This window comes from Allobosea sp. 2KB_26 (assembly GCF_052115715.1).
Classification (GTDB): Bacteria; Pseudomonadota; Alphaproteobacteria; order Rhizobiales; family Beijerinckiaceae; genus Allobosea.
Window position 1 is genome coordinate 452,576 of record NZ_JBFRHE010000004.1, and the last position, 25,794, is coordinate 478,369.

Annotated in this window: 21 protein-coding genes; 17 read left to right on the plus strand and 4 right to left on the minus strand. The window is 65.2% G+C overall.

What is annotated here, in order from left to right:
- Window positions 1-31 precede the first annotated feature (31 nt).
- From AB4099_RS15550 to AB4099_RS15610, 13 genes are all read left to right on the plus strand, one after another.
- Window positions 32-1,780 (plus strand): type I secretion system permease/ATPase, encoded by a 1,749-nt coding sequence (locus AB4099_RS15550; protein WP_441478708.1) that lies wholly within the window; start codon window positions 32-34, stop codon window positions 1,778-1,780.
- Window positions 1,777-3,132 (plus strand): HlyD family type I secretion periplasmic adaptor subunit, encoded by a 1,356-nt coding sequence (locus tag AB4099_RS15555; protein ID WP_113517018.1) that lies wholly within the window; start codon window positions 1,777-1,779, stop codon window positions 3,130-3,132. Before AB4099_RS15550 ends, AB4099_RS15555 begins: the two co-directional genes overlap by 4 nt.
- A 313-nt stretch (window positions 3,133-3,445) precedes the next feature.
- On the plus strand, window positions 3,446-4,240 hold the full coding sequence (locus tag AB4099_RS15560; protein WP_113517019.1) for a calcium-binding protein: 795 nt from the start codon (window positions 3,446-3,448) through the stop codon (window positions 4,238-4,240).
- A 62-nt stretch (window positions 4,241-4,302) separates the two neighbouring features.
- On the plus strand, window positions 4,303-6,579 hold the full coding sequence (locus tag AB4099_RS15565) for a glycosyltransferase (RefSeq protein ID WP_441478709.1): 2,277 nt from the start codon (window positions 4,303-4,305) through the stop codon (window positions 6,577-6,579).
- Window positions 6,576-7,409 carry a class I SAM-dependent methyltransferase gene (locus tag AB4099_RS15570; RefSeq protein ID WP_113517021.1) on the plus strand — a complete coding sequence of 278 codons (834 nt, stop codon included), beginning with the start codon at window positions 6,576-6,578 and terminating at the stop codon, window positions 7,407-7,409. The genes AB4099_RS15565 and AB4099_RS15570 overlap by 4 nt, the downstream gene beginning before the upstream one ends.
- Window positions 7,406-8,659 (plus strand): glycosyltransferase family 4 protein, encoded by a 1,254-nt coding sequence (locus AB4099_RS15575; protein ID WP_441478710.1) that lies wholly within the window; start codon window positions 7,406-7,408, stop codon window positions 8,657-8,659. The genes AB4099_RS15570 and AB4099_RS15575 overlap by 4 nt, the downstream gene beginning before the upstream one ends.
- Window positions 8,656-9,405, plus strand: a complete 750-nt coding sequence (locus AB4099_RS15580; protein WP_113517023.1) for a hypothetical protein — start codon at window positions 8,656-8,658, stop codon at window positions 9,403-9,405. The genes AB4099_RS15575 and AB4099_RS15580 overlap by 4 nt, the downstream gene beginning before the upstream one ends.
- Before the next feature lie 4 nt (window positions 9,406-9,409).
- Window positions 9,410-11,593, plus strand: coding sequence for a glycosyltransferase family 2 protein (locus tag AB4099_RS15585; RefSeq protein WP_441478711.1), 2,184 nt, complete (start codon window positions 9,410-9,412; stop codon window positions 11,591-11,593).
- Window positions 11,594-11,595: 2 nt separating this feature from the next.
- The gene (locus AB4099_RS15590) at window positions 11,596-12,900 is read left to right on the plus strand and encodes a glycosyltransferase family 4 protein (RefSeq protein ID WP_244523375.1); all 1,305 of its coding nucleotides are present in this window, start codon (window positions 11,596-11,598) and stop codon (window positions 12,898-12,900) included.
- Between the two features lie 41 nt (window positions 12,901-12,941).
- Window positions 12,942-14,144 carry a polysaccharide pyruvyl transferase family protein gene (locus AB4099_RS15595; protein ID WP_441478712.1) on the plus strand — a complete coding sequence of 401 codons (1,203 nt, stop codon included), beginning with the start codon at window positions 12,942-12,944 and terminating at the stop codon, window positions 14,142-14,144.
- Complete coding sequence (locus tag AB4099_RS15600; protein ID WP_441478713.1) at window positions 14,144-15,322, plus strand: hypothetical protein; 1,179 nt, start codon at window positions 14,144-14,146, stop codon at window positions 15,320-15,322. Before AB4099_RS15595 ends, AB4099_RS15600 begins: the two co-directional genes overlap by 1 nt.
- Window positions 15,319-16,728, plus strand: a complete 1,410-nt coding sequence (locus AB4099_RS15605; protein WP_113517027.1) for a polysaccharide pyruvyl transferase family protein — start codon at window positions 15,319-15,321, stop codon at window positions 16,726-16,728. The genes AB4099_RS15600 and AB4099_RS15605 overlap by 4 nt, the downstream gene beginning before the upstream one ends.
- Before the next feature lie 146 nt (window positions 16,729-16,874).
- Window positions 16,875-17,921 (plus strand): GSCFA domain-containing protein, encoded by a 1,047-nt coding sequence (locus tag AB4099_RS15610; protein WP_441478714.1) that lies wholly within the window; start codon window positions 16,875-16,877, stop codon window positions 17,919-17,921.
- A gap of 21 nt (window positions 17,922-17,942) precedes the next feature.
- On the opposite strand, the gene AB4099_RS15615 is transcribed toward AB4099_RS15610, so the two are convergent.
- The 3 genes from AB4099_RS15615 to AB4099_RS15625 all read right to left on the minus strand — a co-directional run bounded on the left by AB4099_RS15615 (window position 17,943) and on the right by AB4099_RS15625 (window position 19,297).
- Window positions 17,943-18,572 carry a nitroreductase family protein gene (locus tag AB4099_RS15615; RefSeq protein WP_441478715.1) on the minus strand — a complete coding sequence of 210 codons (630 nt, stop codon included), beginning with the start codon at window positions 18,570-18,572 and terminating at the stop codon, window positions 17,943-17,945.
- 145 nt (window positions 18,573-18,717) lie between these two features.
- On the minus strand, window positions 18,718-19,035 hold the full coding sequence (locus AB4099_RS15620; protein ID WP_113517030.1) for a hypothetical protein: 318 nt from the start codon (window positions 19,033-19,035) through the stop codon (window positions 18,718-18,720).
- Window positions 19,025-19,297, minus strand: coding sequence for a hypothetical protein (locus AB4099_RS15625; RefSeq protein WP_113517031.1), 273 nt, complete (start codon window positions 19,295-19,297; stop codon window positions 19,025-19,027). Before AB4099_RS15625 ends, AB4099_RS15620 begins: the two co-directional genes overlap by 11 nt.
- A 254-nt stretch (window positions 19,298-19,551) precedes the next feature.
- On the opposite strand from AB4099_RS15625, the gene AB4099_RS15630 reads away from it, so the two are divergent.
- The 4 genes from AB4099_RS15630 (at window position 19,552) to AB4099_RS15645 (ending at window position 25,096) form a co-directional block, all read left to right on the plus strand.
- On the plus strand, window positions 19,552-21,351 hold the full coding sequence (locus AB4099_RS15630; protein ID WP_441478716.1) for an ABC transporter ATP-binding protein/permease: 1,800 nt from the start codon (window positions 19,552-19,554) through the stop codon (window positions 21,349-21,351).
- 109 nt (window positions 21,352-21,460) lie between these two features.
- A complete protein-coding gene (locus AB4099_RS15635; protein ID WP_441478717.1) occupies window positions 21,461-22,024 on the plus strand; it encodes a hypothetical protein in 564 nt (187 codons plus the stop codon).
- A gap of 350 nt (window positions 22,025-22,374) precedes the next feature.
- Window positions 22,375-23,898: an ABC-F family ATP-binding cassette domain-containing protein gene (locus AB4099_RS15640; protein WP_441478718.1), complete on the plus strand. Its 1,524-nt coding sequence runs from the start codon at window positions 22,375-22,377 to the stop codon at window positions 23,896-23,898.
- Between the two features lie 250 nt (window positions 23,899-24,148).
- Window positions 24,149-25,096, plus strand: a complete 948-nt coding sequence (locus AB4099_RS15645; protein WP_162768303.1) for a lysylphosphatidylglycerol synthase domain-containing protein — start codon at window positions 24,149-24,151, stop codon at window positions 25,094-25,096.
- Between the two features lie 112 nt (window positions 25,097-25,208).
- Here AB4099_RS15645 and AB4099_RS15650 read toward each other — a convergent pair whose 3' ends face one another.
- Window positions 25,209-25,499 (minus strand): peptidoglycan L,D-endopeptidase MepK, encoded by a 291-nt coding sequence (locus AB4099_RS15650; protein WP_441478719.1) that lies wholly within the window; start codon window positions 25,497-25,499, stop codon window positions 25,209-25,211.
- Window positions 25,500-25,794 lie beyond the last annotated feature (295 nt).

Sequence of the window (25,794 nt, forward strand, 5' to 3'; positions counted from 1 at the left end):
CGATCCAGACCCCTATGCAACGGAGATATGAATGAAGGTCGCAGCCTCGGCGCCCGATGGTTTGATCCGTGAACTGCAGCGCTCCTTTGCCGGTGGCCTTGCCTATGCGGCCTTCCTGAGTTTCTGCGTCAACATCCTGCTGCTGACCGTGCCGATGTTCATGGTGCAGGTGCAGGACCGCGTTATCGTCAGCCGCAGCTTCGACACGCTCACCATGCTGCTGGTGATCGCGTTCGGTGGTCTCGTGCTCTACGGTGTCATCGAGTTCATTCGATCCCTGACCTTCCAGACCATGGCGAGCGGCTTTGCCCGGCGCCTCAATCTGCCGGCCCTGGAAGCGGCGGTCAGTGCTTCGCTCGAACAGGGCTCGGCCCAGGCCACCCAGGCGATTCGCGACTTGAACGATATCCGCTATTTCATCGCGAGCTCGGCCATCGCGACGCCGCTCGAAGCGGCCTGGTCTCCGATCTTCCTTGCCGTGCTCTTTGCCTTCCACCCGGTTTACGGGCTCGTCGGCGCGATTTCGCTGGTCATATTGCTGATGCTCGGCGTGCTCTCCGACGTGCTGACGCGCCGTGTGCTGAAGGAGGCCAACGAAGAAGGCGTCGCCAGCATCAATGATGTCGGCGCCAGCCTGCGCCACGCCGAGACGATCGAGGCCATGGGCATGCTGCCGGCTCTGGCCAGGCGCTGGCGCGGCAAGCAGGTGGCGATGATCGAGCTGCTCGATCTCGGCACGCGCCGCGGCAAACTGATTGCAGCCGTGACCCGCGCCTCGCGCATGACGATGCAGCTCGCGATCTATGCGACCGGTGCCACGCTGATCATCAAGAACGAAGTCTCGGTGGGCACGCTGATGGCGGCGAGCATCCTGCTCGGCCGCCTGCTGGCACCCTTTGATTCGATGATCTCCGACTGGCGGCAATGGGTTCTCGCGGCCGCCGCTTGGAAGCGCGTGCGCGATCTGCTGCTGCTCGGCTCGTCACGGCGCCAGACCACCGCCAATCCACCGACCCAGGGCGATCTGGTGATCGACCGCGTCGTCTACGCTCCGGCCGGGGCCGAGCAGACGGTCATCAAGAGTGTCTCGTTCTCATTGTCGCCGGGCGAGGTGCTTGGCATCGTCGGTCCGTCCGGAGCCGGCAAATCAACCCTGGCGCGACTGCTCGTCGGGGTCCTGAAGCCGAATGTCGGCGGCGTCTATCTCGACGGCCACAATGTCTATCTCTGGGAGCGCGCCTCCTTCGGAGCCATGGTGGGCTATCTGCCGCAATCGGTCTCGCTGCTGAACGGTACCATCGCCGACAATATCGCCCGGATGCGTGTTCCGGAGCCGCAGGCCATTCTCGAGGCCGCCCGGACTGCCGGCGTGCATGAACTGATCGGGCGCATGCCGCTCGGCTACGACACGAACGTCAATGACGGCGACTTCAAGCTCTCGGGCGGCCAGCGCCAGCGTATCGGCCTTGCCCGGGCGCTATACGGCGCGCCGCGCCTGCTGGTGCTGGACGAGCCCAATGCCAATCTTGATGCGGAAGGCGAACAGAGCCTGATTCGCGCCATCAACGCCGCGCGCGAGGGCGGCGCCATGGTCATCCTGATCGCGCATCGCCCCTCCGTGATGCAGATCGTCGACAAGATCCTGGTGCTGCGCGAAGGCAGGATCGCCCAGTTCGGACCGCGTTCGGCGATCGCCGGCATGATCACGCCTGGTGGCCTCGTCGAGATCGAACCCAAGCCGCAGACCGGTGCGAGCAAGCCCCGCGAGGTGATGGCATGAGCAAGCTTCCAGCCCCCCTGAGCGCGAGCCGCGCGCTCGTTCCGGTCACCCCCGTCGAGGAGCCGGAGGAGCGGATGCCCTCGCTGCGCAATCTCGTGCTGGCCGGTGTCAGTGCGATCGCCATCGGCTTCGGCGGCTTCGGGGCCTGGGCGGTGACGGCAAGGCTCGACAATGCCGCCGTCGCGGTCGGTACTGTCGTGGTCGACAGCAAGCGCAAGACCGTCAGCCATCTCGAGGGCGGCGTCCTGAAGATGCTGCTCAAGCTTGAGGGGGACCGCGTCGTCAAGGATGAGCCCCTGTTGCGGCTCGAGGATGCCCGTGCCCGCGCCGAGCTGCAGCAGCTCCACGGTAAGCGCGTCGGCTTCGAGGCCAGGCTGGCCCGGCTCCGCGCCGAGCAGAACAACGCGACGGAGATCGACTTTCCCGATGATCTCAAGATGGCCGGAACGCCGATCGCGCAGGAGGTGATCAGAGCGGAACGCAAGCTCTTCCAGGCGCGAACGCAGGTCTATGATGGGCGCATCAGCATCCAGAAGCGTGTCATTGAGCAGCATCAGGCCGAGACCGAGGCGCTTCAGGCCCAGATCGAGGCGACTCGCTTTCAGCGTAGCCTGATCGACGAGGAGGTCCGCGTGGTCGGGGACCTCTACGAGAAGCGCTATGCCAAGCGCAGCCAGCTCGTCGAACTCCAAACCAAGCAGAGCGAGCTTGCCGGACGCAGTGGCGAAGCCGCGGCCCGCAAGGCCAAGGCGGAGCAGGCGGTCGCGGGCGCGCAACTCGAGATCACCTCGCTCGGCCTCGAACGGCAAAACGAGATCGCCAAGGATCTGCAGGATAGCCAGCTCGCCTTGTCCGAGGTGGTCGAGCGCATCGTCCAGGCTGAGGACGTGCTGCGCCGCCTCGTGGTCATGTCCCCGCAGGAGGGTATCGTCGCCAATATCCGGGCGCGGACCGCCGGAAGTGCGATTGCTGCCGGGGAGGCCATTCTCGACATCGTGCCCGAGCGCGAGCCCCTGATCGTCGAGGCCAAGGTCGATCCGCGCGACATCGACTCGGTCAAGCTCGGTGCCGAGACGCGGGTGCGGCTGACCGCCTTCAATGCGCGGCTGATGCCGCCGCTGATCTCGAAGGTGACCTATGTCGCTGCCGACCAGCTTGTCGATGAGAAGTCCGGGGTCGCCTATTTCATCGTCCGGGCCGAGATCACGCCAGAGAGCCTCGCCCAGAACAAGGTCACCCTTCATGCCGGCATGGCCGCAGAGGTCCTGATCGTGAACGGCTCGCGGCGCGCCGTGGACTATCTGCTGGCCCCCTTCGCCGAGAGCTTCAACCGGGCATTCCGGGAGGACTGAACAGGGGCGGCCGGTGCGAATTTTCACAGTGAATTCAGCAAAGTAAGAATACGTTTCGATTTATATTTCGAATTTTGAAATTCATTCAATGTATAACGTTTGGCAATTAGAGAATTAACGCCAGTAAATCTTTTCGCGCCATAATATTGTCACAACAAATCTCTTGCTGCATCGCACATATTCGGTAGGCTTAGCTCCGTTGAGCAATGACGAGTCATCTGCTCGTCATTGGGGCGGCGCCGTTTTGCGAGGTGTTTTGGCGAATGCGCGCCGAGACCCTTGGGGCGCCTCAGTTCATTTCCAGGAGGTGACTATGGCCACGATAGAAGGCAGCGCGTTCGACGACTTCTTGATCGGGACACGGTTCAGCGATGTGATTCATGCCGGTGCCGGCGACGACGTCGTCAAGGGCGGCCATGGAGCAGACGTCCTGTTCGGCGAAGACGGCGACGATGTCCTCTTCGGCGACCAAGGCGATGACGTCATCTTCGGTGGCGAGGGGCGCGATATCCTCTTCGGCGGTCAAGGCGACGATGTCCTTTCCGGCGACGAGGGCAATGATCTGCTCTCCGGCGGCCAAGGAGATGACGTGCTCATGGGTGGCGAAGGGAACGACCTGCTGCAGGGCGACTCCGGCAACGACGTCCTCATCGGTGGCGAAGGGAACGATATCCTCCAGGGCGGCTCCGGCAATGACGTGCTCGAGGGTGGTCTCGGCAACGACTTGCTCCAGGGCGGCTCGGGCAACGACGTCCTGATGGGCGGCGAGGGTAACGACATCCTCCAGGGCGGTTCGGGCGACGACCTGCTCTTCGGCGGCGAAGGCAATGACATCCTGTCCGGCGGTGCCGGCAACGACGTCTTCGTCTTCGAAGGGGGCGGCGGCAACGATCTCGTGCTCGATTTCGATGCCGGTCACGACATGTTGCAGATCGCCTCCGACATCAACGGCACCGGCGTTACCTCGGCAGACGACCTCGCCGCGCGGACGACGACGGTCAACGGCAATGCGGTTGTCGATCTCGGCAACGGCGATTCGCTCACTCTCGTCGGCGTCACCGCCGAGGACGTCCAGAGCGATCCGAACTCCTACTTCACCGTCGCGTAACGACCTCGCGACGCCGGCTACTCCTGGCCGGCGTCGCACCCTGACACGTCGGAAGTTGAGCCATGTTGACGATCACGACGACCCAGTTGGTCGGAGACCAAAACTCCAATCCCGAGTTGCTGCGGCTCTGTGGTTCCGTGTTCCTGCTGAGCTGGAGCCTCGACGGACCGCTGGCTGATCGGCAGGTCGTGTCGCTGGCAAGCCGGGAGCGGCGCGTTTCCTCCGCTTCGCTGACGCTGGGCCTCGGCGACGGGCGCACCCGGATCGTTTCGGTCTTCCGGCATTCTGGCCATGACGAGATCGTCGCGACCTTGTCCGGTGGCAATCTCGGTCCGGATCAGGCCGTCTCCTTCGATCCCGAATTCGTGCATGCAATGGCGGAGGCGCCCGAGATCCTGCGCGAGTTGACGCCGGCCGCGAGGATTGCGCTGGCAAGCGCCCTGATCGCGACCTGGCCGACCCTGTTCAATCTGCGGGAGACGACCGCCTATCTCGCCTTCCTGCGCCAGTTCCTGCTCGCCCTTTCACGCAAGCCGACTCCTGTGCTGCCGGTCGCTGCGCTGCCCGACGGCAAGATCCTTCTTGAATCCTCGGTGCCCGGGCGCCTCGACGCGATCAAGGTGGCATACTGGCTCGGCCCCGCAAGCCTGACGCGCATCGCTGCGAATCCGAGGCTCGGCAAACCTGACCGGAGCGCCCGCCGCTCGCTGCACCTTATCCTCGACGAGCCTCAGCCGCGCGGTCCCGGCTTGCTCGTTCTGCAAAGCGATGTCGGGCTGATCGTCCGTGCCCTTCCCGAGCGCGCCACAGCGCCGACGCTTGGCCGCTGGTGGGCCGGGAAGGCCAGCGAGCGCGACGATCTGCGCAGCTGGCTCGTCGAGCAACTGGCCGGCCAATCCGAACAGGGGCGCCTGCTCGCGATCGAGATGCAGAGGCGACTGCCCTTGCCGGTCCAGAGCGTCCGTCGTCACGACGACCTGCCCTCGGCCGAGCTCGATCTCGCGGTTTCGACCCCTGCCGGCCTGCTGCTCGGTGGCTGGTACCGCGATCTGGACGGTTTGCTCGATCAAATCCTCATCCACCGCAGCACCGGCGCGCCGAGCCCGATCGGCGATCGGATCGCGCGGTTCCCGGCCGTGGTGGCTGAGCCCGGCGGCGACAACCGAGCCGTGACCGGCTTCCTCGGTCTCGTGCCCGGTTATGCCGGCGGCGCTCCTGTCCTGCAGCCGCGCTGCGAGCTGAAGCTGAGATCGGGGACCACGCTTTTCCTGCGCCCGGCGCCGCAGCCCGCCGACATCGCGACCATCCGTGCCCGGGCCCTGGCCTCGATCCCGCCGCAGCACCTCACGGCTGAAATCCTGCAGCAGAGCCTCGCGCCCGTGCTAGCCGCATGCCAGTCCGCGCTGCGCGACAGCCTGCCAGAGCCACGGCTGCGGACGATCGGCACTTTGCCGGACCGGCCCGGCGTCTCGGTCGTGATCCCGCTCTACCGAGTCTATGACTTCCTGCGGATCCAGGTCTCGGCCTTTGCGGCCGATCCCTGGTTCGTCGAAAAGGCCGAGCTGATCTATGTGCTTGATTCCCCCGAGCATGAGGCTGAAGTCGCGCATCTGCTCGGTGGCCTGCACCTCGCCTATGGCCTGCCGATCCAGCTTGTGGTGATGGGCCGCAATGGCGGCTTCTCGGCCGCCTGCAATGCCGGGGCCGAGGCGGCGCGCGGCGATGTGCTCGCCATGGTCAATTCGGATGTGATCCCGAGCGAGGCCGGCTGGCTGCCCGCTCTGGCGCGCAAACTCGACCGGCGCGGGCGTGTCGGCGCCGTTGGGCCGAAACTGCTCTATGACGACGGCTCGCTGCAGCATGCCGGCCTCCTTTTCAAGCGGGACCGTCACGGCGTCTGGCTCAATCATCACTACTTCAAGGGCATGCCGGGCAGCTATCGGCCCGCCAATGTCGAGCGGCTCGTCCCAGGTGTCACCGGTGCTTGCATCGTGCTGCCGCGTGCGCTCTTCAACGAGGTCGGTGGCTTCGACGACAGCTATGTCATCGGCGACTACGAGGATAGCGATCTCTGCCTGAAGATCCGGCAGGCCGGCTTCGGCATCAAATATGTGCCGTCCGTCGCGCTCTATCATCTCGAGCGCCAGTCGATCTCCAAGAGCCTGGATTACACCCGCGGCGTCGCCTCGCAGCACAATGCCTGGCTGCAGACGAGCCGCTGGGATGCCCAGATCGACGCGTTGATGGCCGATGAATCGGCTCTGCCGCGCAAGGTCGCGCCTGCGCGCGACCCCGACATCCTTCCCCGCACCGTCCTCAGGAGGGCAAGCGCTGCATGACGGCGACCCTGGCACTGCGTCCCATCGAGCCCAGCCCGGGCACGATCCCCAGCCAACCCGGCAAGGAATTCGACTGGCTGCTCGACCATATCCGCACCAACCGCTTCCTGCCGCATCCGCCGGCCGAGAACATCTTTGTCGGTGACGGCGACTACCGCGAGATCGGCGCGGAATTCCTGGGCCATTACGTCCGGATCGGCCGCCTGAAGCCGACCGAGCGGGTCTTCGACATCGGCTGTGGCATTGGCCGCATGGCGGTGCCGCTGACGCAGTATCTCGATCCGTCGAAAGCGAGCTATGACGGGGTTGACCCCGTGATGGACGGCATCCTCTGGTGCGCCCAGACGATCACGCCGGTCTACCCGCGCTTCCGCTTTCAGCGGCTCGACATCGCTCATCCCCTCTATAATCCGCAGGGTTCGCTGCCCGGCACCGAAGTCGCTTTCGGCTTCGCGAACCAGAGCTTCGATTTCATCACGATGGTCTCTGTGGCGACGCATCTGCCGCCGGAGGAACTGACGGTCTACCTCAAGGAGGCCTGCCGCCTGCTCGCGCCGGGCGGACGCCTGTTCCTGACCGCCTTCGCCATCAACGGGCAGCCGACGGGGCAGGAGCGCCTGAAATTCAAGCGCTGGCGCGATGGGCCGGGCTGGTACGCGATCGAGGAGGCACCGCTCGCTGCCGCCGGCATTGAGGAGGAATTCCTGATCGCGCAGACGCAAGAGGCGGGGCTGCTCGTCGAGAGCCTTGGGCGCGGCCATTGGCGTGGCATCAACGCACCGCACTATCAGGACGTGCTGATCGCGACCAAGCCGGAGCGCAGCCGATGAGCCGCCGCATCCTCGTCGTTGCGCATAACCATCCTGATCTGCATCCCGGCGGCACCGAGATTCTGGCTCATGACCTCGCCGCCGGTTATCGCGAGCAGGGCTGCGACGTGCTCTTCCTCGGCGCGACCAACGCGATCCATCGCGAGGCGCATCCCGGCACGGCATTGCAGGCTACCGGAACGGATGGCGATGTCCTGCTGTGGAGCGGCCATTTCGACCGCTTCTATCTCAGCCAGATCGATCACTACGGCACCCTGCAGGATCTTGCCGGTCTGCTCCAGGAATACCGGCCGGATGTGATCCACATTCACCATCTCGTGCTGATCGGCGCCGAGTTCCTGACCTTGGCGCGGCGCCTCCTGCCGGCGGTGAAGATCGTGATGACGCTGCACGACTATTACCCGATCTGCCATAATGACGGGCTGATGGTGCGGCCGACCGATAAGGAGCGCTGCACCGCAGCCTCTCCGACACGCTGCCGGAGCTGCTTTCCCGGAATCGGCTCCGACCGCTTCCTGCTGCGCGAGCGCTTCCTGAAGACCCATCTCGCAGTGGTCGATCAGTTCGTCGCACCGAGTCACTTCCTGCGCCAGCGCTATGTCGACTGGGGGCTGGCGGGCGACCGCATCGACGTCATCGAAAACGCCCGCCCGGCTCGCGAGCCGGCACCGCACCGGGCCAAGCGCGGGCCCCGTGCCAGCTTCGGCTATTTCGGCAACGTCAATCCCTGGAAGGGGGTGCTGGAGCTGGTCAAGGCCGCCTCGCTGCTCAGTGCCTCGGGCCTGCGCGGCTTCGAAGTGCGCATCCATGGCGGGGCTCCGTTCCAGAGCGAGGCCTTCGTTGCGCAGTTCGAGGCGGCGCTCGCGGCCTCGGACGGCACGGTCACCCATTGCGGTCCCTATCAGCGCGAGGAGATGCCGGAGCTGATGGCCGAGATCGATTGGGTGGTGATGCCCTCGATCTGGTGGGAGAACGCCCCGCTCGTCATTCAGGAGGCGTTCCAGCACCGCCGCCCCGTCATCGCCAGCGGCATCGGTGGCATGGCGGAGATGGTGCGGGACGGCATCGACGGGCTGCATGTCCGTCCGGGCGATCCGGCGCAGCTTGCTCGCATCTTGCGGCGCGCGGTCGAGGAGAAGGGCCTGTGGGATCGCCTCGTCGAAGGCATCCGGCCCCAGCCGACCATCGCCGATTGCACCACGGCGCATCTCGCGCTGTTCGACAGGCTCACACTCGCGGAGGCGGCATGACGGTCATGCGCGATCCAGACGGAACCGAGCGGCTGCCCAATGTCGTGCCGGCGCGCCTCAATGGCCGTGTCGATGCCCTCGACGGCAACCGCCTGCATGGCTGGATCTGGGATGAAACCCGTCCCGAGGAACGGCTCAAGGTCCGGCTCAAGCTCGATGGGCGGGTTGCGATGGAGGCCGTTGCCGACCAGAGCCGAATCGACCTCCGTCGCAACGGCATTGGCGACGGGCGCCACGCCTTTGCGATGGAACTCGATGACACTCTGGTCGCAGCCCGCGACCGGCTGAGCATCGTCGGCGTCTCTCCGAGCACGGATGTCGAGCTTGAGCTCAGATTGCCGCCGCCGGCCGAGCTCGCGGCCGAGGCTGCGATCGCCGTGCCGCTGGCGCGCTTCTTCGATCGCGTCGAGGCGTTGATCGCGCTCAACCGGCGTGGACAGCTCGCCCAGAAGGAACTCGTCGAGAAACTCGACGAGATGACGACGCGCATGGCGGGCAGCGGCGTACAGCGCGATGAGGCCGCGGAGGCCGCGCGCGCCGACCATATTTCCCAGCGCCTGGCCGAGCTCGATGTCTTCCAGCTCCGTTTCGATGCAACGCTGCGCAGCTTCGACGAGCGCCTGGTCACGATCCGCAAGGAGGCGCAGCGCCCGATGCGGCAGGCGACCATCCTGCTCGGCTCGCTCTCCGGGCTCGCCGCATTGATGTCTTTCGTGACCCTGACCCTGATCCTGCTGGACCGGTGATGCGATGAGTGAAGTGATCGTCCCCGATCAGACCCGGATCAGCCCGGCGCCGACCGTCGCCTGGACGCCGCTCGGCGAGAACGCCATCCTGATCATGAGTACCTGCGACGCGATGCCGGGCAAGGTGCCTGTCGCCGTCGATGGCAATCCGCGCAACAAGGCCGAGACCATGGCGCTGACCTGGCGTCGGCCGCAAGCCGAAGCCTCGGCAGCCATCGGCTTCCTTTGTCTCGCACCCGCGCCCGCGACCGACCGCTCCGGTTCCGGCGCCCTGCTGCTCGGTCGCCCCGGCCGGCCGTTGCGCCTCGTGCTGGCGTCGAAGCCGCTGCCGCTGCAATCCTTCCTTGCCGGCCTTGCGGAAGATTCGGGGCAGGCTTTCCCGATGGTCGTCGACGGGCTCCTGGAGATCCTGCTCGCCGGAAAGCCCAATCCGCGCCGCCTGCGTGCTGCCTCGATGCTGCTCCAGTCGATCGCCAAGCCCGGCGGCTTCGTCGAGGTTATGGGGCCGATCGACGACGGCGTTTTCATCCAGGGCTGGACCTCCGATTTCTCGGCAGGCCGGACCAAGCTGCTGATCGCCCATGGCGGGCTGTCCTTCGCCGTTCTGGAGGCAGGAACCTTCGAGCGCGACGATTTGGCCGACGGTGCGCGAGGCTTCTTCGGCTTGCTCGAGGAATGCCAGATCCGCCATCCCAGCGAGATCGAGCGGCTGTTCTTCCGCGCCACGGATGGCTGGCGCGCGCTCGATGTCTATGAGCGCCATGTCCTGCTCGAGCCGATCACGGTTCCCGGCCATTTGCGCGACGGGCTGCAGCGCGGCAGCGCGCCGCAAGCGACGTCGGACAAGCTCCGGCGTGCCTCGCAGCGCTTCGACGGCCGCGACACGGTCGCATTGCTGGAGGCGCCGGTGCGGGCCGGCATCGACGACGCGACCATCGTGGAGGGCACCGGCACGCTGATCATCGGCTGGCTGTTCGATCCAGACCGCCATGTCAGCGCGGTGACGCTGCGCTCCGGAAGCCAGTCCTGCGTGCTCGACCGTGTCTGGACGCGTGTGTCGCGCCCGGACGTTGCCGATGCCTTTGCGGGCGACCCGCGCTTTGCCCATATGCTCAGCGGCCGGCGCAACAGCCACGGCTTCATCGTCTTCGCGCCGAAGCTCACGCCCGAGCCCGGGCAGCCGCTCTATCTCGAGTTCGAGATCGAGGGGTCCGGCCCTGCCTTCCTGCCCCTGGAGGCCGGGCGCGGCCAGCCGCGGCGCACGCTCGAGCGTGTCTTCGCCCTGCTCGATCCGAAATCCTCGACCGCAGCCTCGGTGGTCGAACGCCAGATCGCTCCCGCCTTGCAAGCCGCCGAGATCGCGCCGCCGCGCGTGATCGAGACCTTCGACATCGGCGCCTTCAAGGCCGATGCGAATCTGGGTCTGGTGATCGGCCTCGACCATCGCCAGCGAGAGCTCTCCTCGCTCTTCGCGCTGCTCGCGATCGACCCCGAGATCCGGCCGGTGCCGATCGTGCTCGCGGTCCCCGGCGAGAGCTTCGATCGGGTCGGTGCGGAAGCACGCCGGCTCGCTCGCTTCTACGGCCTCGCCGTGCGGCTTGCGCTCGTCGATGGGGTCGAGGATGCCTGCGACGCGATGGAGGCTGGCGCGCGCGCCTGCCGCTTCCAGACCATCGCGCTCCTGTCGGGTGCTGCGCAGATCCGCATGCCCGGTTGGCTTGGCCGGCTTGAGCGCGCCTTCAAGGCGCGCGGCGGACAATGCGTCGCGAGCCCGACTCTGCTTTTCGAAGACAATTCGATCCGCTGGGCCGGCGCCTGGATGGAAGGGGAGGGGCCGAGCCGGCGCGTCTTCAATCGCTTCGTCGGCTATCCCTTGGAGGCGATCGGCAATCTCGGCCCGATGGAAGTCGCGGCTGGCGCCACCGAATGCTGCGTGATGTCGCGCGCCGCCTTCATCGAAGCCGGGGGATTCGCCCGCAACTACTTCACGACGGCCGAAAAGGGCCTCGATCTCTGCCTGAAGCTCAGGATGAACGGCTTCCCATCGGTCTGGGTGCCGGAGGTCGAGGTTTATGTCGTCGACGATGGCGAGATGGCGCGGCCGCATCTGGTCTCGCTTGCCCAGCTCGCCGACCGCTCCAGCTTCGACCGTCGCTGGGCGCTGGCCGTTTCGAACATGCGAGGATGATGATGCGCGTACTCGTCGTGTCCCATGGACACCCGACCCTGTCTCTCGGCGGCGCCGAAATCGCCTCCTACAACCTGCACAAGGGCCTGCAGGCAAGCGAAGGCCTCGACGCGCATTACCTCGCCCGTGTCGGCTCGCCGACGCCGCGCCATGCCGGCACGGCACTGATGAGCCTGCGCCAGCGCGGCGGCGAGCTGCTCTACTATGCTGAGGAATACGATCACTTCCTGCTCTCGAACCGGAACACCGAGGAGATCGAGCGCGATTTCGTCCGCGTGCTCCGCGATCTGAAGCCGGATGTGGTGCATTTCCACCATTTCATCGGGCTCGGGCTCGAATGCCTGTTCGCGGTGCGGGACACGCTGCCCGACGCTCTCATCGTGGTGACCTTCCACGAATATCTCAGCATCTGCCATCACCACGGCCAGATGGTGAAGACCGGTGCCTTCAAGCTCTGCTACAGGGCCTCGCCGACCGACTGCAATGCCTGCTTCCCGGATATCGCGCCCGGCCGCTTCCTGGCGCGCGAGACCTTCATCCGGGGCATGCTCAACCTCGCCGATCACTTCATCTCACCGAGCCGCTTCCTGGCCGAGCGCTACCAGGACTGGGGCCTCTCGGCCGATCGTTTCTCGGTGATCGAGAACGGCATCGACGTTGCCGAGGTCGCGCCGCCCCGGCCCTTGCCGGACAAGGCGGCACGACGTTCGCGCTTCGCCTATTTCGGCCAGCTCACGCCCTACAAGGGGGCGGATGTGCTGATCGACGCGGTCACCCGTATCCCGGAAGCCGTCTGGGGAGAGGATTCCATCCTGCTCGTCTATGGCGGCAATCTCGAGCGCCAGCCCGAGGCCTACAAGAAGAAGTTCGCGGAGCTCGTCGAGAATGCTGGCCGGCGCGTGCGTTTCTGCGGTGCCTTCCAGAACCACGAGATGCCGAACCTGATGCGCTCGGTCGACTGGGTGGTGATGCCCTCGGTCTGGTGGGAGAACTCGCCGATCGTGATCCAGGAGGCCTATTTCCACGGCCGCCCGATCCTTTCGAGCAATATCGGCGGCATGGCCGAGAAGATCGTCGACGAGGTCAACGGCCTGCATTTCCGCTCGGGCAGCTCGGAAGACCTGGTCGACTGCATGACGCGCGCCCTGAGCGAGCCCGATCTCTGGTCGCGCCTGCGCGCCGGGATCACCCGTCCGCTCACCCATATCGACTGCGCCGCCCAGCATATCGCGCTCTACCAGCGCCTGATCGAGCAGCGCGGCATGCCGGTTCCGGCCAGCCGCGCGGCCACGCCGATGATCGCCTGATGCCAGAAGAAGCCGACACGAAAAGCAGGGGAGACAGAACCATGGCCCGCATCCTCGTCATGATCCCGTCGGGAGAGGTCTACGACCATGACAATGTGCGCTGGTACCAGCACGCGGATCTCGCGAGCCATATCAACCACTACCACAATATCGGCGACGCCTTCGTCTTCGACTCCTCGTTGAAGCTGCTCAATTTCGAGAAGCTCGACGTCCTGCCGATCGCCAATCCGGACATGGCGCTGATCGACCGGATGAATGCGGAATACGACTATGTCTTCCTGCGCGGTTCGAACTACGTCCATGCCGAGATGGAATGGAATCAGACGGCCGATGTGCTGCGCCGGCTGAAGATACCGGTCATCGCTTTCGGCATTGGCGCGCAGGCGCCGGTCAGCGGCAAGCTGGAGCTCAGCGAGGACACCAAGACCGTGCTCAGGCTGATGGCGGATTCGACCGCCTCTCTGGGCGTGCGTGGCACCTACTCGGCCGAGATCCTCAACGAGATCGGTATCAAGAATGTCCGGATCATCGGCTGTCCCACGGCGTTCCGCGCCAACAGGCCGGATCTCGCGATCAAATTGCCTGCACTCGACAGCGTGAAGAAGGTCGGCATCACGCTACGGCGCGAGGTCTCGCCGACCTATGCGCAGGACATCAAGCGCTACCTCACCTTCCATCGCGACCTCGTGAAGTCGCTGGCGGGCCGGTTCGAGGCGACGCTGATGGCGCAGGGCGAGATCGAGGAGAAGAAACTCGCGCTGGGAACGCCGGAGCAGAAGGAGGAGGCGATGGCGGCGCTGCGCCAGAACGAGTGGGCCACCTCCTGGTACCTCGATGAGGCGATGGAGGCGCTCTATCGCGGGCGGATGTTCTATTCGGACGTGGTTGCCGATTACGAGAATCTCGTGCGCAGCCTCGACCTCGTGCTGGGTTACCGGCTGCACGGCAACCTGATGGCGCTCGCCAACGGTACGCCCTCGATCTACTTCACCTATGACAGTCGTACCGTCGAGTTCGCCGAGACCTTCCAGATTCCGAGCTTCGACGTTTTCTCCGGCCAGGATTTCAGGCTGGAGGAGCATTGGGATCAGGCGCGCTTCGACCGTTTCAACACGACCTACGCCCAAGTCTATGCCGCGATGCGCGACTTCCTGGTCGAGAACAAGGTCGACACCAAGATGCGCGCCCCGGCGCTCAGGGCGGTCCCTCCCGCCATGCCCGAGGCCGAACGAAAGGTGGCCTGATGGTGGAACGCTCCATCCTTGCGGCGACGCTGGCGGCGCTGCCGCTGCTGACCGTTCCGCACCCGTCGTTTGCGCAGGCATCTGGCTATCGCGTCGAGATCGTTCCCGGCGCCACGGAGGAGACCGTCTACGCCTGGTCACGCCAGCGCTGCGAGGAATGGCATATTCCAGACGCGCCCTTGCGGGCCTTCCGCAATCAGAACGGGACGGTGGTCGCCTTCGCCAGCAATTACCGCAACCGCGCCATGGCCGGCCCCAGCCTCGACCGGATCGGGATTTCCTGTTCAGTCTCCTACGAGGCCAAGAGCAGTCCGGATCCGAGCGAGTTCAGCGACAAGAATTGGCTCACCGCGACATGGACCAGCAATGGTCGCGACGTCTTCGGGCTGGTGCATGCGGAATACCATGCCGACCGCTACGGCAATGCCTGCCGTTTCAGGGACAGGATGAGCTGCTGGTACAATGTCGTGACCGCCGCGCATTCGGCCGATGGCGGGCGCCATTTCAGCGCAGAGCCGCGCCAACTCGTCGCCGCGCCGGCCTTCCGCCAGGATGTCGGCCAGGGGCGCCATCGCGGGTTCTTCAACCCGTCCAACATCATCGAGCGGGACGGCGCCTGGTATGCGCTGATCGCGACCACCGGCGGCGAGGGTCAGAAGGGCGGCGTCTGCCTGTTCCGCAGCACCGACATCAAGGATCCCGCTTCGTGGCGGGCCTTTGACGGCACGGACTACACCGTTCGCGCGGTCGATCCCTATCGCGAGGACCTGTCGCAAGCGAAGCCCTGCCAGCCGCTCAAGGGACTGCCGACCACGATCGGCTCCGTCACGAAGCACGAGCCGAGCGGACTCTATCTGGCCGTGCTTCATCTCGGTCCCGACCCGAGCCAGGGGATCGCGGGCGGCCGCGTTGCCTATAGCTGGTCTGCGGATCTTCTGCGCTGGTCGCCGCTGCAGACGCTCGTCGTGCATCCGACGATGTGGAGCAAGAACTGCGCTGACACGACCCGCTACGCCTATGGCGCGGTTGCCGACCCCGACTCCACCTCGCGCAATTTCGAAACGACCGGGGACGAGGCATTCCTGTTCATGACCCGGATGCGGGTGAAGGACTGCAAGCTCGGGCCCGAGCGCGACCTCGTCCGCGTCAAGATTCACATCGTGAAGGACCAGCCTTGAAAATCCTGCGTGCCACAACGAACGAGATCGTCGTCTCCGTCACGAAGCGTCCCGATGGCGGCTGGCCGGCGCTGCGCCTGCGGCTCGACGGTCAGGATTATGCGACGATCCAGCCGGGCGCGGTGATCGTCGGCGACGTTGCCGGCGCCGAGCTCACCATCCCGCTGCCCAGGCTCGCCGACGGTCGGCCGCGTGAGGTCTCGGTGCTTGACGCCGAGAGCGGCAAGGTCGCGCCCGGGTCGGGACTCGCGCCGATCGCGACCGAGAAGAAGCTGCGCGCGCTGGTGATCTACCCCGCCGGAGAAGTCTACGAGCACGACAAGGTGCGCTGGTACCGGGCGCCGATGGAGAAGCTGCTCTCCGACTATTTCAACATCGGCGACATGATCGTCTTCGACTCGACGCTCAAGCTGCTGCGCTATGCGCATCTCGAGCCGATGAAGATCATGAATCCGACTGAGGCCGATATCGAGCGCTATGCCAGCGAGTTCGACTACGTCTTCGTCCGCGGCTCGAATTTCATCCATGAAAAGATGGAGTGGTTCCGTGCCGTCGAGGTGTTGGAGAGGGTCAAGCTGCCGGTCTACGCCATCGGTGTCGGCGCGCAGGCGAGCCAGAACCGCGCCATCGAACTGCCGGACGCCTCGAAGCGATTCTGGCAGATCGTTGCCGACCGCTGCGCAGCGATTGGCGTGCGCGGCGCCTTCAGCGCCGAGACGCTGCGCCATAACGGCATTCGCAATGTCGAGGTGGTCGGCTGCCCCTCGATCTTCCGGACGCGCAAGCGCGATCTCGCCATCCGGATTCCGGACCAGCGCGAGATCCGAAAAGTGGCCTTCAGCCTCAGACGCGAAGCGGACAAAAGCTATACCGCCGATCCGGAAGCCTATCTGCGTAACCAGAAGGCCGCGCTTCTCAAGGTCGATCGTCAGAGCGAGATGGTGATGTCCTCGCATGGCGAGCAGGAGGAGAAAGCCTTCTTCCTGCGCGACGAGAAGGCGATGGAGAAGGCTGTGGCCGAGTTCGTTCACACCGGTTGGTGGAGCGGCGCCGATGATACGGCGATGCGCCGGATCTACGAGAAGCAGCTCTTCACCTTCTTCGATGTCGAGCGCTACGACGCCTTTGCGCAGGGGCTCGATCTCGCGGTCGGCTATCGCGTCCACGGCGTGCTGCCGGCAGTGGCGCAGGGCGTGCCGGGCGTTCTCGTCGCCTATGACACGCGCAGCCAGGAACTGGCCGAGACCCTGAAGATCCCCGTCGTGCCGGAGTCCGCCCTCGCCGAAGGCGGCTGGCGAGCCGTCTATCAGGAAGCCCAGCTCAATACGCTCGCGAAGAGCTATGCCGGTTCCTACGACCGCATGCGCGACTTCCTCGACAGGAACGGCGTCCCTCACCGGATGTGAGGCGGCCGCCGTTGTCCTGAAACCCGATTGTCGAGGCGCGAGCGAGTGCCTCTCCGCAGCACGCACGCTGCGAGAGCGCTTGAACCGAACACCCCGAAGAAGGCCGGCGGCATGGTGCCGGCGGCGAGAAGCGGCAGGAGCAGACCATGAAGATCGAATACGACGCGGGCACCGCGCTCACGATCATGCGCGGCAATCCGGTGCGCGGCTGGATCTCGGGCAAGCCCGAGCGCATGGCCAAGGAGCGGCTGACCACCGGTAACTATCTCTCGGTCGAGCACAAACCGAAGTTCCAGATCGATCCGGCCTGGCCGATCTTTACGATGGGGTCCTGCTTCGCGCGCGAGGTCGAGAACATCCTGATGATGCGGGGGCTGTCGCTCCTGCTCGAAGGCCATGGCGTTCCAGCCGAGCATTTCGAGAGCTGGAACGAGGCCACGGGCCGCGGTGGCGGCGCGGCGCGCGGAAGCCTGAGCCGCGGCGCGCTCAACAAATACTCGGTGCGGTCCATGACGCATGAGCTCAAACGCGTCCTGCTCGACGAGCCCTATCCGAATGAAGGGCTGATCGAGCTCGCCCCCGACCAGTGGTTCGACCCGCACGCCAGCGGCCTGAGATTGCTCGATAAGCAGACCGCGCTTGCCAACCGCAAGCGCCTGACGGCCGCGACTGCGCGGATCAGGGAGGCGCGGATCTGCTTCTTCACGCTGGGGCTGACCGAAACCTGGCTCGACTCCGAAACCGGGCTCGCCATGAATATCCATCCCGGCCCGACCTGGCTCTCGCGCATGCCCGAGCGCTTCCGCTTCGTCGACTACGGCTATGAGGCGACTTTGAACGACATGCTCGGCGTGATCGCTCTGATCCGCGAGCACTGCCATCCGGAGATGCGTTTCATCGTCACCGTTTCGCCCGTGCCGCTCGGCGCGACGTTCAAGGATGCCGATGTCATCGTGGCCAACAGTGCCTCGAAATCGGTGCTGCGCGCCGTCGCCGAGGAGCTCTACCGACGCTTCGACTTCGTCGATTATTTTCCGAGCTACGAGATCGTCCTGAACTCGCCGCGTACGATCGCCTTCGAGGAGGACCAGCTCCACGTCGCCCGCAAGATGGTGGCGACGGTGATGGAGACCTTCGAACGCGGCTATCTCGCTCAGCCGGTCGGTACGACTGGCAGCCCGGCCCTGGTCTGACACAGGCTCGCTGGCGCCCGGTCAGTCTGTTCCCGTCCACACGGTGGTAATCGCCTCGATATCGGGGCGCCGGCGCTCGGTCGGCGCTTCCTTCGCCGTGCCGATATGGACGAGGCCCGCGAGCTTCTCGCCGCTCGAAAGCCCGAACAGGGCGTGCACGCCGGGGCTGTAGGCGGCCCAGCCGGTGAGCCAGGTCGCGCCGAAGCCAAGCGCGTGGGCTGCGGTGAGCAGGTTCATGCAGACCGCCCCGGCGGAGAGGTCCTGCTCCCAGACCGGCACGCGCGCCTCGGGGTCGCTCTTGCTGACGACCAGGACGATCAGGGGCGCATAAGTCAGCGAGCGGCCGATGATCCCAGTGAATTTCTCGCGTTTCTCGGCATCCATCGCCGCGTTCTCGGTGGCATAGAGCTGCGAGACACGCTCGCTTGCCCGTTTGCGCGCTTCGCCCGCAAGCACGATGAAGCGCCAGGGTTCGAGCACGCCATGATCGGGCACGCGGGCGGCGATCGTCAGCATGCGGGCCAGCGCCGCGGCATCTGGGCCCGGCTCGCTGAGCATCGTCATCCCGACTGAGCGGCGCGTTTCGAGCAGGCGCAGCAGCGCCTCGCCATCCCCCGGCGCTGCGGCAAGGGCCGCCTGGCTCTGGTTCATGTCCTCACGTCCTCGATCATTGGCGCTTGAGCGCGTGCCCGCGCCCGAAGCATCCGTCCGAAAAGTGGATTGCGGTCTTCGGGAAAGCCGATGCAAGCCCTAAAACTCAGATCAACGGGCCGAGTACGATATCCGACCTGATGATCTAAGCCCGGCCGGCAACCTCGACCAGTCTCAGATCGGCGATCGGCGCCGGTCTTGCCAGACGCGCCAAGGCCGCCTGCAGGGCGTCGATATCCTGCTCCGGGCTCGGCCGCCAGCCGCATGGACAAGCGTCCTCATGGCGATGGGCATCGGAGACCTCGCGATAGATCGAGCCGATCGCCTCGGCGGCGAGCCGCATCACGGTCATCGGGGCGAGCTGGGAATCGTGCAAGGCGTTGCAGAACGCCGTCATCACCACCTGCCGCAGCGCGGCGCGGGCGGCGTCGGTGTTCTCGTCATGGATCAGTTCAAGCGGCACGGTGCGCGTCCTCCCGCCGATGGCTGGGTTTCTCACCCTGCGCCGATCCCTCCAGCGCAGCAGTCAGCAGGTCGACGAGACGCTGCATCCGCGCCGGCAGCGCCTGATAAGCGGCTGGGCTCGCATTGGCGGGGCCCTTTGCGAAGGCGAGCGCCCGACGCAGTTCGAGCGGCGTTGCCCTGGTCCGCAGCGTTTCCCGGATGATGAGTTCGTCGCTCCGGCCGATTGCCGCAACCACGTCTCCTGCAGAAATCTCGCTCATCTCGATGCCTCGTCGTGACCGATTCTTACATGGCGCAACTCAGTACGCGCGAGGGCATGGTTGTGCAACTTATTGTTTTTATTGAATAAATAGAACAGTTCGAAACTGCGAAGCGCCGTTGGTGCCGCAAGGTCAGAGTCATTCAGCCTGGGTTCATCGAGCGCGCGATACGCGCCATTCCGGCAGGCGTGCGCATCAACCGGGAAAACCCGGGGGTGGACATGTGTTGTTGCGATCCGGGGGGATCATCGTTCTTGCTGAGAGCTGTCGAAGCGCCTGGTGTTGCCGAAAGCCTGCCCTCCGACCGGCAGGTCGCCTGGCGCTTTGCCGGCTTGACCGGCGGCTTCTGGCGCGGCGCGACCAGCGGCAAGGCCTGGTTCTGGACGCTGTCGCTGGCGGCGTCGATCATCTTCAGCGTTTTTGTCAATGTCACCGTCAATCGCTGGAATGGCTGGTTCTTCGATGCGCTGGAGAAGAAGGACACGGAAAGCGCGCTGACCGCCATGGCGGTTTTCCCGGTGCTCGCGCTCATCGTCGCCGGTATCGGTGTCGCCATCCTGGTCACGCGCGAGACACTCCAGGTGCACTGGCGGCAGTGGGTGACGGCAAAGCTTGCTGACGGCTGGGTCGGAGAGCGACGCTTCTTTCGTCTGAGCCTGTCGAATGACGAGCCGGCCAATCCCGAATACCGCATCGCCGACGATGTGCGCTGGGCCACTGAACCGCTCGTCGATTTTGCCATAGGTCTGCTGTCGGCTTTCATCACCATCGTGATGTTCATCGAGATCCTCTGGGAGATAGGGGGGGCGCTGACGATTCCGGCCGGCTCCGGGGCGATCACCATCCCGGCCTATCTCGTGCTGGCAGCAATCTTCTATGCGGTGCTGGTTTCGCTGCTGATCACCGTTGTCGGCCGCCGGCTGCCGCGTCTCGTCGCGGCGCGAAACGAGGGCGAAGCCAAGTTGCGCTTCGCCCTGATGCGTATTCGCGATCATGGCGAGCCGATCGCGCTCGCTCGCGCCGAGGCCGGCGAGCGCCGCGCCGTCGCGCGCACCTATGACAGCCTGGCGCAGCGCTGGCTCGCCATGATCCGCCAACGCGGCCGGCTGACCTGGATCACCAATGGCAGCGGTGCGCTCGTTCCAGTCGTTCCGTTATTGCTGGCCGCCCCGAAATATCTCTCCGGTGAGATGTCGCTCGGCGGGGTCGTTCAGGTCGCTGCCGCCTTTGTGGCCGTGCAGAACGCCTTCAACTGGGTGCTCGACAATTTCATGCGCATCGCCGAGTGGCTGGCCGCCGCGCGGCGCGTCAATGAGCTGGCCGCCGCGCTCGACCGTGTCGAGCAGAGCCGGCCGGATGATCATCTGACTGTGAAGCAAAGCCCTGACGCTCTGCTGTGTCTCGTGGATGTCACCTTGACCGATCGCGATGGTCGCAACCTGGCCGCCGATCTCAGCTTCTCCCTGCCGGCCGGAGCGACCTTGCATCTTTCGGGCGAACTCGGGCTCGGCAAATCGGCGCTGATCCAGGCGCTCGCCGGTCTCTGGCCTTGGGGGCGAGGCGAGATTTCCCTGCCGGAGGGAGCGCGGGTGACCGTCGTGCCGCACAGCCTGCACCTGAGCGAAGGCAGTCTGCGCACGATTCTCGATACCGCGTTGACCCGCCCGGGCGATGCGCTTGCCGATGCCTTGCGCCGTTACGGGCTCTCTGCGCTCGCCGCGAGCCTCGACGAGCATCGCGACTGGGACAAGCTTCTGGCGACGGGAGACAGGCAGCGCCTGGCGCTTGCCCGCGCCGAACTCGAAGCGCCCGACGTCCTCCTGCTCGACGAATCCACCAGCGCCCTGGAAACCGACACTGCGCTCGAACTCATCGCCGAACTCCGAGCCGCAAAACCCGGCGCCATCATCCTGCTGATGGGCCAGAGCCCTGGCTTTGCCGAGGCTGCCAGCCTGCATCTCGTGATGAAGCGGGCCGGCGGCGTGGCGCGGATGGCCAATCCGGACGGCACGTCCGCCGTGCGGGCGGGGGCGGTGGAGCGGGGCCTGACATGACGATCTCTTGGTGCCGCCATGCCGCGAGACCCTTTGCCCCGGGCTTGATCGAGCCCGCCTTGCCTCATGCCGCAGGCCCGTCGGGCCTGCCTGTTACGGAGCTGATCGCATGCTGAATATCTGGGACGTCTATTGGGGCCTGCGGGTCGAGCAGTGCCCTTGTGACGTGCATTTCGTCGAATGGCTCGAAGATCAGGGCCTCACTGGCAAGCGCATCTATCATTTCGGGACCGGCGGCCATCACTATATCGGCATCCGCTGCGCCGAGCCGGAGCTCGACTGCTCCGTGCTGGGCATCACCGCCTCGCCCAAGGAATATGATGCCTTCGTCAAGCTGGCGACCGAGAACCCCTCGATCACCAAGACCTATTCCGCCTATTTCGGCGACATCTACACCAGCAACGCAAAACTGCTGCCGCGCTTCGACATCGTCACCCTGTTCCATTCCTGCGAGTTCCGCAGCGAGAAGAACGACGCCTATGGCGCGCTCACCGATCTCGAGGTGATGCAGCTCTTCACCGACCAGACCGATGCTGGCGGCCATATCCTGTTCTACACTGGCTCCTTCGCCTATGCCTCGGCCGAGCCGATCATTGCGGACTGGGTGAAGTCGCGCTCGGTCGAGGAGATTGGCCAGTTCAAGACCCTGCGCGTGTTCCGCAAGACAGCCTGAGACAAGCTGCGGTTGCGAACGATCGGGAACGGCGCTAGGGCTGTTTCCATCGCTCATTCGAGAAAGGGGGGCTGCGTGATCACGTTTTTTCGTCACCATCGTCAGCGTGGCCCCGTTCAGGCCCTGCAAGCAGTCTTGCAGGGCTGACCCAAGGACGATCCCTCAGCGGTTCTCTTCCCGGTCTGCCCTTCGTGGCGGCGCAGCATCGAGCCTTATGGCTCCGGTGAACTGCGCCTCTCCCAATTCAACGAGCTGACGCCGCACAGGCATCTGGCATCTGCATCCACAAGGCCGTGAAACGCGCCTTTCCTGGATGCCGGTCAACGGCTCGGGCAGTCCAGAGAACGATTATGGCCTTGATCAACGCTCGCAAACTCGGCGTCACGCTTGGTGCGCCGCTCTTTTCCAATCTCAATCTTGCCATCGGGCCGGGCGATCGCCTCGGCCTCGTCGCCGCCAATGGTCGGGGCAAATCCACGCTGTTGCGTTGCCTCGGCGGCTCCCATGAACCCACGACGGGTGAGATCACGCGTTCGCGCGGGCTTCGCGTCGGTCATGTCGAGCAGGAGATTCCGGCCGCGCTGCTGGCATTGCCCTTCTATGACCTCGTGCTTCAGGCCCTGTCGCCGGAGCAGGCCGAGACGGAATCCTGGCGCGTCGACGTCGCGCTGGAAGCGCTCGAGATTCCCGAGGCGCTTCGCCGGCGCCCCTTGTCGCAGCTGAGCGGCGGCTGGCAGCGCTTCGCCCTGCTGGCCAGCGTCTGGGTGACCGATCCCGACATGCTGCTGCTCGACGAGCCGACCAACCATCTCGACCTCGCCCGGATCAGCCAACTCGAGGACTGGCTGAATGGCCTGCCGCGCGACGTGCCCGTCGTGATCTCCAGCCATGACCGCGCCTTCCTCGACGCGGTGACCAACCGCACGTTGTTCCTCAGGCTGGAGAGCTCACCGGTCTTCGCGCTGCCCTATACGCTGGCGCGCGCCGCGCTGGATGAGGTCGATGCCGGGGAGGAGCGTCGCTACCAGCGCGAGATGAAGACGGCCCAGCAGCTGCGCCGGCAGGCTGCGAAGCTGAACAATATCGGGATCAATTCCGGCAGCGACCTGCTCGTGGTCAAGACCAAGCAGCTCAGGCAAAGAGCCGAGCGCCTGGAGGAGGCGGCACGACCTGGCTATCAGGAGCGCTCATCGGGAGCGATCCGGCTGGCCAATCGCGGCACGCACGCCAAGGTCCTGGTGACGCTCGACGATCTTTCCGTCGAGGCGCCGGATGGGGCGCTGCTGTTCAAGACCGGCAAACGCTCGATCGCCCAGGGTGACCGGATCGTGCTGCTTGGCCGCAACGGAACCGGCAAGTCGCGACTGATCGGCCTGATCAGGGATGCGATCGCGGAAGCCGACGGTGCGAGCATCAAGGTCACGCCGTCGCTTGCCCTGGGTTATAGCAGCCAGAGCCTCTCCGAACTTGCCGATAGCGATACGCCGCATGGCGTGATCACCCGACGGTTCGATGTCGGCGACCAACCGGCGCGCAGCCTGTTGGCGGGTGCGGGAGTGTCGATCGACATGCAGAGCAGCCGGATCGGCGCGCTCTCGGGCGGACAGAAGTCGCGGCTCGCCATGCTGGTGCTGCGTCTGGCCAATCCGAATTTCTATCTGCTCGACGAACCGACGAACCATCTCGACATCGAAGGGCAGGAGGCACTGGAGGGCGAACTCATGGCGCATGAGGCGAGCTGCCTGCTGGTTTCACACGATCGCAGCTTCGTCAGGGCGGTCGGCAATCGCTTCTGGCTCATCGAGAATCGCAAATTGGTCGAGATCGAGGGGCCGGAGGCATTCTTCGCGGCCGCTCAAGTCAGAGAAATCTGAGGATAGCCAAACGGTTGGGCCGGAGCGGACAGATGTTGTCGGGCCGTCGCAATGCCGGCCCGACGCGCCCTGCATCAGCCTCATGGCGCGCATTCGCCGCGTCCTTCCGTCTTGTGGATCGCGGCCGAGGCGCTATCTGTCGGGGCCGGGGTGCTGCGGTGCCCTCCCGTCCGCAATCGGCGCGAGCCACACTCCCACCTCGCGCAATTGACCACGAGAGAGCATGTCGTACGGCCCGCACGAGCCCGGAATGCCGCTGCGCAAACGCAGCCGCTGGCGCTGGCTCGGCCCACTTGCCAGCACGGTCATCTTCGTCGCTTCGCTGGCCGTCCTCTGGCTGATCATCCGCGAGATGGAGCCGGGCCAGGTGGCCGGTGCCTTCGCCGATGCCAGCCGCCGCCAGATCGGGCTGGCGCTCGGCTTCACCGCGCTGAGCTATCTGCTGTTGACCGGCTATGATGCGCTGGCGCTGAGAAGGCTGGGGATGTCGATCCCCTACCGCACGACCGCGCTCGCCTCCTTCACCAGCTATTCCGTGTCCTTCACGCTCGGCTTCCCGATCGTGACGGGCGGCACGGTTCGCTACTGGATCTATTCGGCCAAGGGTGTGCGCGCCTCGGAGGTCGCTCGCCTGACGGTCATCGCCGGCCTGACCTTCTGGCTCGGACTCGGCGCGATCCTCAGCGCCTGCCTGTTCTATGCCACCGATTCTGTCGCCCTGCTGGCACGCACCTCGCCCTGGGTCGTGCAGGTCGTCGGAGCCGCGACGGCGCTCGCCATCCTCGGCTATCTCGCCTGGGTCGCGACCGACGAACGCACCTTCCGGGTTCGCGGCTGGAACCTGCCGTTGCCGGGACTGGGCATCACGCTAGGCCAGATGACGCTTGGCGCCTGCGAGGTCTGCGCCGCCGCTGCCGTGCTCTTCGTGCTGCTGCCCGGCGGCTATGGGCTGGAATATCCGGCCTTCCTGGCAGCTTATGTCTTTGCCTGCCTGATCGGCATAGCCGCCCATACGCCCGGCGGGCTCGGCGTCTTTGAGGCGACGATGCTCGTCGCGCTCAACCGGCTGCCTTATGGCCATGTGCTTGGAGCCCTGCTGCTCTTCCGCATCATCTACTATCTGCTGCCCTTCATCCTGGCGCTGGTGATGCTGGCGCTCCACGAAATGATCCGCCGCATCAAGCGCCACGACATCTAGGGCGCGGCACTTCCAGATCATCGGACTGGATCTCGTGTCCGTCCGATGATCTGACCTCCTGTGATTGCAGCGGCTTTCTCGAAAACCGCAATCCACTTTTCGGAGCGATGTCTTAGCGGCTGCTGCGCGCTGCGTAGGCGACCTGACGGCTGCTGCGCTTGTGCCCATACCAGGTGGCCTCGCGCGCTCCGACATCGACATGGACGAGGCCGTTCGAATAGGAGCCGACGCCGCCGGTGCTCGCGAGGGCCTTGGCCGCAGCGACCGCGCTGCGCGTTGAAGCAGCCACCGGCCTGAAATCGATCGCCTTTCCGCTATAGTGCTGCGAGTTCCGGGCATGGCGACCACCGCAGGTCGAGGTGATCTTGATCGGGCCGATCTTGGCGACCAACTCGCTGATCATCGCCAGGGTTTCGGGTTTGAGGCAGCCCAACCCCTTCACTTGCGGTTGGAACGAGACCTTTCCGGGGGGAACGTTGGCATAGGCGGATACAGGGAGGCACACTGCAACACATGCAGACAAGATAATGCGACGCATAAAATACTCAACAAGACTGGGGAGGATGGAAGGCTCAAGCCACCAGATTCTTGGTCTGGCCGAGCAGTTCCATGTCCGAATAGTGTCGTTAAAAGGCCAAAAGATGGCTGGCCAGGTCGAGGGTCATCATTCTGTCGGGTGAGCATCATCATTCGGATCC

Bases quoted from the DNA above. Each gene is read 5' to 3' on its own strand.
- AB4099_RS15615 (WP_441478715.1), bottom strand. From the start codon at position 18,572: ATGAACCAGAGCCAGGCGGCCCTTGCCGCAGCGCCGGGGGATGGCGAG.
- AB4099_RS15610 (WP_441478714.1), top strand. From the start codon at position 16,875: ATGAAGATCGAATACGACGCGGGCACCGCGCTCACGATCATGCGCGGC.
- AB4099_RS15570 (WP_113517021.1), top strand. From the start codon at position 6,576: ATGACGGCGACCCTGGCACTGCGTCCCATCGAGCCCAGCCCGGGCACG.
- AB4099_RS15565 (WP_441478709.1), top strand. From the start codon at position 4,303: ATGTTGACGATCACGACGACCCAGTTGGTCGGAGACCAAAACTCCAAT.
- AB4099_RS15575 (WP_441478710.1), top strand. From the start codon at position 7,406: ATGAGCCGCCGCATCCTCGTCGTTGCGCATAACCATCCTGATCTGCAT.
- AB4099_RS15600 (WP_441478713.1), top strand. From the start codon at position 14,144: ATGGTGGAACGCTCCATCCTTGCGGCGACGCTGGCGGCGCTGCCGCTG.
- AB4099_RS15625 (WP_113517031.1), bottom strand. From the start codon at position 19,297: ATGAGCGAGATTTCTGCAGGAGACGTGGTTGCGGCAATCGGCCGGAGC.
- AB4099_RS15650 (WP_441478719.1), bottom strand. From the start codon at position 25,499: ATGATCAGCGAGTTGGTCGCCAAGATCGGCCCGATCAAGATCACCTCG.
- AB4099_RS15635 (WP_441478717.1), top strand. From the start codon at position 21,461: ATGCTGAATATCTGGGACGTCTATTGGGGCCTGCGGGTCGAGCAGTGC.
- AB4099_RS15585 (WP_441478711.1), top strand. From the start codon at position 9,410: ATGAGTGAAGTGATCGTCCCCGATCAGACCCGGATCAGCCCGGCGCCG.
- AB4099_RS15550 (WP_441478708.1), top strand. From the start codon at position 32: ATGAAGGTCGCAGCCTCGGCGCCCGATGGTTTGATCCGTGAACTGCAG.
- AB4099_RS15640 (WP_441478718.1), top strand. From the start codon at position 22,375: ATGGCCTTGATCAACGCTCGCAAACTCGGCGTCACGCTTGGTGCGCCG.
- AB4099_RS15555 (WP_113517018.1), top strand. From the start codon at position 1,777: ATGAGCAAGCTTCCAGCCCCCCTGAGCGCGAGCCGCGCGCTCGTTCCG.
- AB4099_RS15560 (WP_113517019.1), top strand. From the start codon at position 3,446: ATGGCCACGATAGAAGGCAGCGCGTTCGACGACTTCTTGATCGGGACA.
- AB4099_RS15645 (WP_162768303.1), top strand. From the start codon at position 24,149: ATGCCGCTGCGCAAACGCAGCCGCTGGCGCTGGCTCGGCCCACTTGCC.
- AB4099_RS15580 (WP_113517023.1), top strand. From the start codon at position 8,656: ATGACGGTCATGCGCGATCCAGACGGAACCGAGCGGCTGCCCAATGTC.
- AB4099_RS15590 (WP_244523375.1), top strand. From the start codon at position 11,596: ATGCGCGTACTCGTCGTGTCCCATGGACACCCGACCCTGTCTCTCGGC.
- AB4099_RS15595 (WP_441478712.1), top strand. From the start codon at position 12,942: ATGGCCCGCATCCTCGTCATGATCCCGTCGGGAGAGGTCTACGACCAT.